Annotated in this window: 8 protein-coding genes; all 8 read right to left on the bottom strand. The window is 65.8% G+C overall.

Features of this window, described 5'->3' with window-relative positions; genetic code table 11:
* Nucleotides 1-100 precede the first annotated feature (100 nt).
* Nucleotides 101-1,267, bottom strand: coding sequence for a glycosyltransferase family 4 protein (locus tag AC1DT2_RS11220; protein ID WP_477296261.1), 1,167 nt, complete (start codon nt 1,265-1,267; stop codon nt 101-103).
* Complete coding sequence (locus AC1DT2_RS11215) at nt 1,264-1,902, bottom strand: polysaccharide deacetylase family protein (RefSeq protein WP_063573659.1); 639 nt, start codon at nt 1,900-1,902, stop codon at nt 1,264-1,266. Before AC1DT2_RS11215 ends, AC1DT2_RS11220 begins: the two co-directional genes overlap by 4 nt.
* Nucleotides 1,899-3,071 carry a glycosyltransferase family 4 protein gene (locus AC1DT2_RS11210; protein ID WP_213947646.1) on the bottom strand — a complete coding sequence of 391 codons (1,173 nt, stop codon included), beginning with the start codon at nt 3,069-3,071 and terminating at the stop codon, nt 1,899-1,901. Before AC1DT2_RS11210 ends, AC1DT2_RS11215 begins: the two co-directional genes overlap by 4 nt.
* The gene (locus AC1DT2_RS11205) at nt 3,068-4,186 is read right to left on the bottom strand and encodes a glycosyltransferase (protein WP_477296260.1); all 1,119 of its coding nucleotides are present in this window, start codon (nt 4,184-4,186) and stop codon (nt 3,068-3,070) included. The genes AC1DT2_RS11210 and AC1DT2_RS11205 overlap by 4 nt, the downstream gene beginning before the upstream one ends.
* Nucleotides 4,183-5,541 (bottom strand): phenylacetate--CoA ligase family protein, encoded by a 1,359-nt coding sequence (locus AC1DT2_RS11200; protein ID WP_477296259.1) that lies wholly within the window; start codon nt 5,539-5,541, stop codon nt 4,183-4,185. The genes AC1DT2_RS11205 and AC1DT2_RS11200 overlap by 4 nt, the downstream gene beginning before the upstream one ends.
* Nucleotides 5,538-6,800 (bottom strand): O-antigen ligase family protein, encoded by a 1,263-nt coding sequence (locus AC1DT2_RS11195; protein ID WP_477296258.1) that lies wholly within the window; start codon nt 6,798-6,800, stop codon nt 5,538-5,540. The genes AC1DT2_RS11200 and AC1DT2_RS11195 overlap by 4 nt, the downstream gene beginning before the upstream one ends.
* Nucleotides 6,788-7,894 carry a polysaccharide deacetylase family protein gene (locus tag AC1DT2_RS11190; RefSeq protein ID WP_477296257.1) on the bottom strand — a complete coding sequence of 369 codons (1,107 nt, stop codon included), beginning with the start codon at nt 7,892-7,894 and terminating at the stop codon, nt 6,788-6,790. Before AC1DT2_RS11190 ends, AC1DT2_RS11195 begins: the two co-directional genes overlap by 13 nt.
* On the bottom strand, nt 7,888-8,469 hold a 582-nt coding region (locus tag AC1DT2_RS11185), incomplete at its 5' end, for a glycosyltransferase family 2 protein (protein WP_477296256.1). The genes AC1DT2_RS11185 and AC1DT2_RS11190, both read right to left, overlap by 7 nt.

Genomic DNA, 8,469 nt, shown 5'->3' with positions numbered 1-8,469 from the left:
AGGTAGCCCCACAGCCAGTACTGCATGTTGCGCGCGCGGATCGCCACCGTCACCGCGGCGGCGAAAGCGAGCAGGAGAAAGACGATCAGGGCGAGGACGATCACGCGGCGACTCCGGCTGGCACCAGGGTGAGCAACTGCTCGGCGTTGTTGCGCCACTGCCGCTCGCTGGCGATGTAGTCACGCGCGGCATGACCCACGCGCCTGCGTTCATCGGTCAGCCGGGCCAGCTTGAGCACGCGCTCGACGCAGGCGGCGGCGTCGCCGTGCGGGAACAACCATCCCGTGCGGCCATCGGCGATCACTTCGGCGACCGGCGCGTAATCCGGTGCGACCATGGGAACGCCCATGCCCATGAACTCGAACAGTTTCATGGGAGAGCCGTAGTGATTGGAATTCGGCAACACGGCATAGTCCATGCAGGCGATCCAGCTGGCGACGTCCTCGTGGGGCACCCGGCCGGGCAGGAGCACACGGTCGCTCAGGCCCCGCTCGGCGACCAGGGCGCGCACCGCGGGGAGCGTCTTGCCGTCGCCGACGAAGACCAGGGCCAGCTCCGGCACGTCGTGAAGACGGCTGGCGATGGCCTCGACGAAGTCGTCCACGCCATGCCAATGGGCGAAGGCGCCGATATGCCCGCACACGGTGCGGCCGCTCAGCCCGCGTTCGTGGCGCAACGTCTCGCGGTCGAAGCGCGCGGGATCGAAACGAGACAGGTCGACGGCGTTTGGTGAGATCACCGACGGCGCGATGTCGCCGTAGGCCGCGATGGCCGCGTCGCGGAAGTAGGTGGAGATAAAGACCAGTCCGGTGGCGTGGCGCAGGCACCAGCCTTCGATGCGTCGCGCCAGACCCTTCATGGTCAGCGGTCGCACGCGATCGACCAGGGCGGAATCGTTGATTTCCAGCACCAGCGGGATGCCGCGACGACGGGCCAGCCAAATCGTCGCGAAGAGGAATAGCGAGTAACGCTCGTAGATCAGCTTCGGCGGGTGCGTGCGCCATGCGCGGCGCATGCGGGCCAGCGTGACGAGGTTGTAGAGCAGTTCGAACATCTCGAAGACCACGCCTGGCAGCTTCGTGACCAGGCCTGCGAGACGGCCGCGTCCGCCGGTGGCAGCCTCGGGCGCCTCACGTTCCGGATCGGCACCGGGGAACGACATGACCGATACGTCATGCCCCAGATCGCGGAGCGCGTGCACGATCCCGCGGATATGCACGCCCTCGACGTGGCGTCCGCGCGTCCGGTGGTGGTAGAGGATATTCAAGGGGCGTTGCCGGGCAGGGCGCCGAAGCGAATGCCCTGGCCGAGCCATTCCGGCAGCATGACGTCGAGCGCCTCGGCGGCCTTGTCGCTGTCATCGTGCATGAGCACGATGTCGCCAGCGGCGGGCGGGTCGTCGCGCAGGCGCGAGATGAGCGCTTCGATCGGGCGGTCCTGGTAGTCGAGGCTGTCGTACGACCAGTAAATGAAGCTGCGCTTGCGGCGCGCGAAATGCAGGAGAAGCTTTGCCCCGACGTATCCATGCGGGGGGCGCATCCGGTGGTGCGGCCGGTTGTCGAACAGGCGCAACAGCGCGTCGGTCCGGTACACCTCGTCGAGCTGCTTGCGCAGATCCATGTTGGTGAAGGACCAATGGCTGTAGGAGTGATTGCCGATCATGTGGCCGTCCGCCACGATACGCTGGACGATCTCCGGGTACTGCTCGATCTTCTCGCCGACCAGGAAAAAACTCGCCTTCACGTTGTGTCGTGCCAGCGTGTCCAGAAGCCTGGGCGTGTGCTGAGGGTCCGGACCGTCGTCGAAACTGAGATAACGCAGGTCATGGTCGCGCGTGCGCGTCAGCACGAGCGCCTCCGGCAACAAGCCGAGCAAGTCGTGTTTTTTCAGTTTCCAGTTCATGCGTTGGCGCCAAGATGTGCCGGTTCGCCGGCGGCTACGCGATGGAGCGTGTGCTCCAGGCGATCGATGTTCTCGTCCCAACGGAAGGTAGCCGCATGCGCGGCGATCACGGCGGGATCGAAATGACGTTCGAAGACTTCGACCAGGGCCGTGCCCAGTTCATGGGGCTGATGGACCGGTACGAGGATGCCCGCCGTCTCCGGCAGCACTTCCGGAATGCCACCGACGGCGGTCGCCACTACCGGTGTGCCGCAGGCCATGGCCTCGAGCACGACGTTCGGTACGCCCTCGTTGTGGCTCGGCAGGCAGAGCACGTCGGCGGCGCGAAACCAGTCGGCCAGCGCGGCGTGGTCCACGGCGGCTTCGAAACGCACGGCCGGCGCACAGCAGAGCGAGGCGGCGCGGTCCTCGAGGTTCGCTCGTGAGGCGCCGTCGCCAACATAGATCAGACGTGCATCGTGATGGCGCTTAACCAGCATGGGGAACGCTTCGATAAGGTCGTGACAGCCCTTGGTGGCTTTGAGGTTACCTGCGTAGAGCACGATGGGCACTTCGGCCGGAAGGCCTAGCCGTTGGCGCGCCGCGGTGCGATCGCCGCGGTTGAATACGCGGGTATCGACACCGTTGTAAATCGCTTCGACGGCTTCCGCGGGCGCACCCAGCTCGACGGCCTTGCGCGCGAGGGCCTTGCTTACCGCCACCACGGCGCCTGCACCGCGCAGGGCCGCACGAATTTGCGGGCGGCGCAGGCGGGCTTCGGCCTGCACGTTGAGATCGCTGCCATGCACCTTGACCACATAGGGTATGCCTAGCAGTCGCGCTACCCAGGCACCGGCAACCGCATCGGGAAACGCCCAGCTGGCCAGCAGTACGTCGTAGCGCGCGGCGCGCAGTTCGCGGCCGCGCTGCCACATCACGCTGGCGAAGAAGCAGAAAGCGTTGAGGAAGCGGCCAATGCCCGGCGGGTGATAGAACGTGAAATGGTCGCGCTTGACGCCCGGGACGTTCACGGTGCCCTGGGCGCCGGCCATGCGTTCACGGAAATCGACGGCAGTGAGGACATCCACCTCGTGGCGCTCGGCCAGCCGCTGGAACTGCTGGCGATTGAAGGTGCCACGGCGCGGATCCCACGGCGTGGGGAACAGGTTGGTCAGGACCAGGATCTTCATGAGACCGCCTCCATGTCGCMAAAGTAGAGCTTTCCATACCGCGTCGCCATGGCTTCGAGCGAGCCATGGGTTTCCACCCACTGACGCGCCGCACGGCCGAACGACGCGGCGCGCTGGGATTCGTGGAGCAGGCCGAGAATGCCGCTGGCCAGGGCGGGTGCATCGGCCGCGGGGACCAGTCGTCCGGTGGCGTCGTCGCGAACGATCTCTGCATTGCCACCGACGTCCGTGGCGATGATCGGCAGGCCGGTCGCGCAGGCCTCGAGCAGGGCCATCGAGTAGCCCTCCGTGATCGACGAGAGTACGAACAGGTCGAAACCCTGCAGCAACTGGCGTACGTCGTTGCGGTCGCCGAGGAAATGCACGGCGCCGGCCACGCCCTCATCGAAGGCGCAGGCACGCAGGGTCTCGCGCAGCTCGCCATCGCCGACCAGGACGAGGGCGGTATCCGGGCGGCTCTGGTGCACCTCACGGAAGGCGCGGATGAGGCTGGCCTGGTCCTTGGCCCAGTTGAGCCGGCCCACCGTGCCGATGATGCGCGTGCCCGTGGGGATGTTGAGCATGCGTGTGAGCCGCTCGTGCATCGTGTCCGAGGCCAGATCGAAGCCGCCAAGCACGATACCGTTGGGTACCACGCAAGCCTTCGCCGCCGGTACGATGCCGCGGTGCACCGCATCGCGGCGCGCGGCCTCGCAGACGGCCACCACGGCATCGGTCGCCTTCATGGCGCGACGGAACAGCCATTCGCGGCGACTGGGTTTCTGCTGTCCGCCCATGCCGTGACGTGTATTGACCACCTGGCGGATGCCCATGCCGGCCGAGGCGAGCACGGCCTGGTAGTGCGCCACCGCATTGTGTGTATGCAGCACTTCGGTGTGGTGCGCGGCAATGTGAGCGCGGGCGCGGCCAACGGCGCGAAGGTCGAAGCCGGGCTGTTTGTGGCAGGCGTGCACCGGGATGCCGAGGCCATCCAGTTCGCCGGCGAGCGAGCCGCGCTCGAACAGGCAGACCACCTGCACCTTGTGGCCGAGGCGCCGTTGTTCCGTGACCAGATCGAGCACCATCCGCTCCAGGCCGCCGCGATTGAGGTTCTCGACGAAGTGGGTGATGTTCACTCAGTCAGCTCCGAGACGGTGACGCGCAGCTTGCCACTGCGGGTCAGCGGGATATCGTCGACGAAGTGGCAGTGCAGCTCGGCGCTCTCACCGAGCACCTTGGCCACTTCATGGCGGATGTAATCGAGCGATTCATCGTTGAATGCATCGCCACGCACGATCGACAGGTCGAGCCGGTCGAGGCGGCGCTGTACCAGCTGAAAGCGTGTCAGGCCCGGCACGTCCTTGAGCATGTGCGGGAAGAATTCTCCCGGCAGGACGTGGCCCGCGGGTGTACGAATGGCGTCGAGCTTGCGTCCGTCCACCGATGCCAGCCTGGGCAGGCCGCGACCGCAGGCGCAGGGTTTGCCGTCGGCGTGGGTGGCCATGTCGCCATTGACGTAGCGAATGAATGGCATGCCGTAGTTGTAGAGGTCGGTGATGGCGATCTCGCCGCTGCCCGTCGTTGTCGGCTTGCCATAGGCATCCAGTGTCTCGACCACGAGATGGTCCGCGTTGACGTGCAGGCCGTCGCGGTGCTCGCACTCTGAAGCGATCAGCATGAACTCGCGGCAGCCATAGGTATTGAAGGCCGGCGCGCCGAAGGCGCGCTCGATGATCTCCCGCTGGAACGGATGCAGGGCCTCTGCCGCACCGATGATCGACGCGGGGGAAGCCACGCGGCGGTTGTTCGCCAGCAGCCACTCGGCGAGCCGCACCAGCGGGCCGACATAACCGACGATGACTTCGGGACGGTAGGCGTCGATCGCGTCGRCATAGTCGGCGAGGTTCGATTCGCTCATGCGGAAGCTGTCGAGCAGCTTCCGTGCGAACACGGTGTTGTAGAGGCGGTCCTTCAGCTGATGACTCGCGCTGGGGTTACCTACGGGCCCGCCCCAGAGAAAGAGTGTGCGTCGACCCATGCGTGAACCCGCCCATCGATAGCCACGCCACATCACGGCGACGCGGCGGTCGTTGCTCTCGCGGGTGAAGCCAAAGCGCAGCGGTTCGCCGGTCGATCCGCCGGTGGCCTTGTAGCCGAGGCCGGCTTTCAGCGAAGAAGCTTTCAGGTCGTCGGCATGGTTGCGGATGTCGGCTTTCGTCAGCACCGGCAACTGCGCGAAGTCAGCCATGCTCCGGATGTCACGCGGTACGATGCACAGCGCCGTCCAGTGCTCGCGGTAAAACGGTACCTCGCGGTAGCACCAGTCGAGCAACGCCTGCAGGCGCTCGAACTGCAGCGCTTCGATCGCTTCGCGGCTGAGCCACTGGTCGCTCTCGTAACGTCGCATATGTCGCGGCGTGCCACGTCGACGCAGGCCGCCTTCGTAGGCGGGCCAGATGACGTTACGCAGGGCGGATTCGTAGAAGCTCATACGGTTCTCAGCAGCACGGCGACGAGAACGAAGAGGGCGGCGACGCTACCTGCGGCGGCGGGTACCCAGCGCCATCCACCGTCGGAGAGACGAAAGAAGGGCAGTTCCGGCCAGCGCTTGCGTGCGCCGATGTAGTGGCCCGCGACCATGGCGGCGATCAGGTACAGCACCACCATATAGCTGCGGCTGAGGAAGAAGGCGGCGGCGAACAGGCCGCACAGCGAAAGCAGCAGGGTGAGTGCGATCTGCTTTTCCATCACCCACTCCGCTTCGACCCTGGGGTCTGTGCCGGGGACGCGCACGTGGCGGAGGATGGTGAGCATCATCCAGAAGCCGTAGCCGACGAAAGCGAGCCAGAGCACGAATCCGACGAAGCCGGTTTCGGCCAGGACCAGCACGAACGAGTTGTGCGCGGTGAGCTCGTTGTATTCGGTGAAGTTGCCGGCGCCCACGCCGAAAGCGGGGTTGTCGCGGAACATCTCGAGGCCGGCGTACCAGGCATCGACACGCCCGGCCGCGGATTCCTCACCCGCGTCGAGCTCGTCCATGCGCGAGGAGACAAGCTTCATGGCGGTCAGGCCGACCACGCCGAGGATGCCCGCCACCACGATACCCTTGCGATACCAGACGTAGCAGCCGGCGATGATGAGCACGGCGAGCAGGGCGCCGCGCGAGTTGGTCAGGACGATGCCGTAAAGCAGGAGCATGGCGCTTCCCAGCCAAACGGGGCGCATCATCCCGGTGCCGCGACGGCCGAGAAAGACCGACATGGGCAGGCAGGCGGCGAACAGCAGGCCGAGGTCGTTCGGGTCGTTGAAGATGCCGACGTACTGGATGCGTCCACCTTCGCTCAGTGGGATGCCGGTCCAGCCCGTACCCAGTCGCGACTGTTCGACGCCGTGTAGGGCGAGCACGGCGGCACAGGTGACGAATACGCCCATGGCAACGCGGACGCGCTTTTGCGTGTTACAGGCTGCGCCGAAGATGAAGAAGGCAATCACGACCGGACCGAAGCGCGCGAGTTCATCGATCGCGCCGCCGGTCCAGCCGTTGGTGACCTCGGAGATCATCAGGATGAGCAGGAAGGCGGGAAGAATGAGGAACTGCGGCGCGGCGAACGTCTTGGTGTTCGAGAACAGCCATGACGCAAAGGCGAGCAAAAGCACGACGGGAAGAACGGGCACGTTCTCCAGCCCGGGCAGGTAGTCCTGCGGCCGGATGATCGTGAGTACCACGTAGAGGAGGATCAGAGGGAACATGCCTGTTCCTTGGGGCCATTCGCCTCATGCGCCGGCGTGGGGTAGCTCATCAGCTGCGGCAGGGCGAGCATGGCGGCGAACCAGCCCGGGCCCATGTTGCTTTCGACCGGAAGGCGGTAGAGGGAGTAGCGATTCTCGGAGGGCTCGGCATTGGTCCCGCAGATGTAGCTGCATGCCAGCTTGAACCCCGCGTTGCGGGTCGCCGCGATCACCGCGTCGTTGTATGCACGGTCGCCACCGACGGGGTAGGACATGAGGATCGACGGGTTGCGAAGCTCGCGGTCGAGCGTGGCTTTCGACTCGCGAATCTCGCGCTCCATCTCGTCCGGTGGTAACCGGGCGAGCATGCGATGGTGCACACCGTGGGAGCCGAACTCGAGGCCGGCCGCTTCCATCTCGCGCACCTGGTTCCAGGTCATGGGGCGACAGTCCACCGGCCGGGCGTGGGCCGAGGGCATGTTCCACTCGGACTCGAGGCGGTCGGTCATGGCGGTCTGGCCCAGTGCATCCAGCCATTTCATCTTCAGCAGGATGCTGCCGGCGATGCGTCGCCGTGAAGCGCGGTCGGGCGGAAGCGGAACGTCGATCTGCAGATCCGGGAGCACGAGGCGAGGTGCACTGGTGGTCAGGATCATATGGACCAGCCAGTCGTAGGCATACGGCTTGCCGCTGTCGATATGTCCGGTGGAGAGGAAGAAGGTGGCCGGCACGCCCAGCTCGTCGAGGATCGGCGCGGCAATGCGATAGTTGTCGTCGTAGCCGTCGTCGAAGGTCACGGCGACCGTGTCCGGCGGCAGTGCTTCGCCGGCATCCAGCGCCGCGACGATGTCCGTCAGGCGCATGGGCCGGAAGTACTTGCGCAGGCGTAGCATCTGCTCGCGGAACTGGTCCGGTGGCGTGCTGATCAGTTCGAGGTCGAATTCGTAAGTATCCGGATCGGGCAGCGGCATGATGCGGTGATAGGCGAGGATGCGCAGGTCACGCTGCCACCAGGCACGCACCCGCTGCAGCGAATGCAGCAGGCCGCTGGAATAGCAGAGTTCACCGAGACGGCCACGGATGCCTGGAGCGCCACCGTTCATATCGATCACCATAAGTGCAGCCTTCGATTGCGTGCGAAGGCCAGCAAGGCCTGCGCCGCGAAGAGGTTGAGGTAGAAGAACGCCACGGCGATTCGCAGGGGAAGCAGGCGGCCGAGTGCGGGGCGCAGGCGTGCGAGGCCGACCATCAGCGCACCGGCGACGAGACAGCAGAAGGCGAAGGCATACATCGGGTGCCGGGTGAACAACGCCCCGGTACTCACAGTGAGTGTGAGGATGAGCCAGGGCGCGAGCAGCCGGAGCAGCTTGTGACTGACAAAACGCAGCCAAAGTGGATTGCGCCAAGGCAGGAGCAGCCAGGGTGCGAGCTGGATCAACTGGTAGTTGCCCGCCAGCGTGCGGATCTTGCGGCGGCGTTCGTCTTCGGGCACCTGGGAGGGCTGGTCCCAGGCCATGGCGCGCGGTTCGAAGACCACGCGCATGCCCTGGGCGGCCACGCGCATCGGGACAAGTACATCGTCGAGGACGGTACCTGGGGGGATCGGTTGGAACAGGGAGCGGCGCATCGCGTAGAGCGCCCCGCTGACGCCGATGGTGGACCCGGAGCGGCTCTCCGCATGACGGATGCC

Source organism: Luteibacter sp. P4_E6 (assembly GCF_056401535.1).
This window is presented reverse-complemented; position numbering and strand designations above follow the sequence as displayed.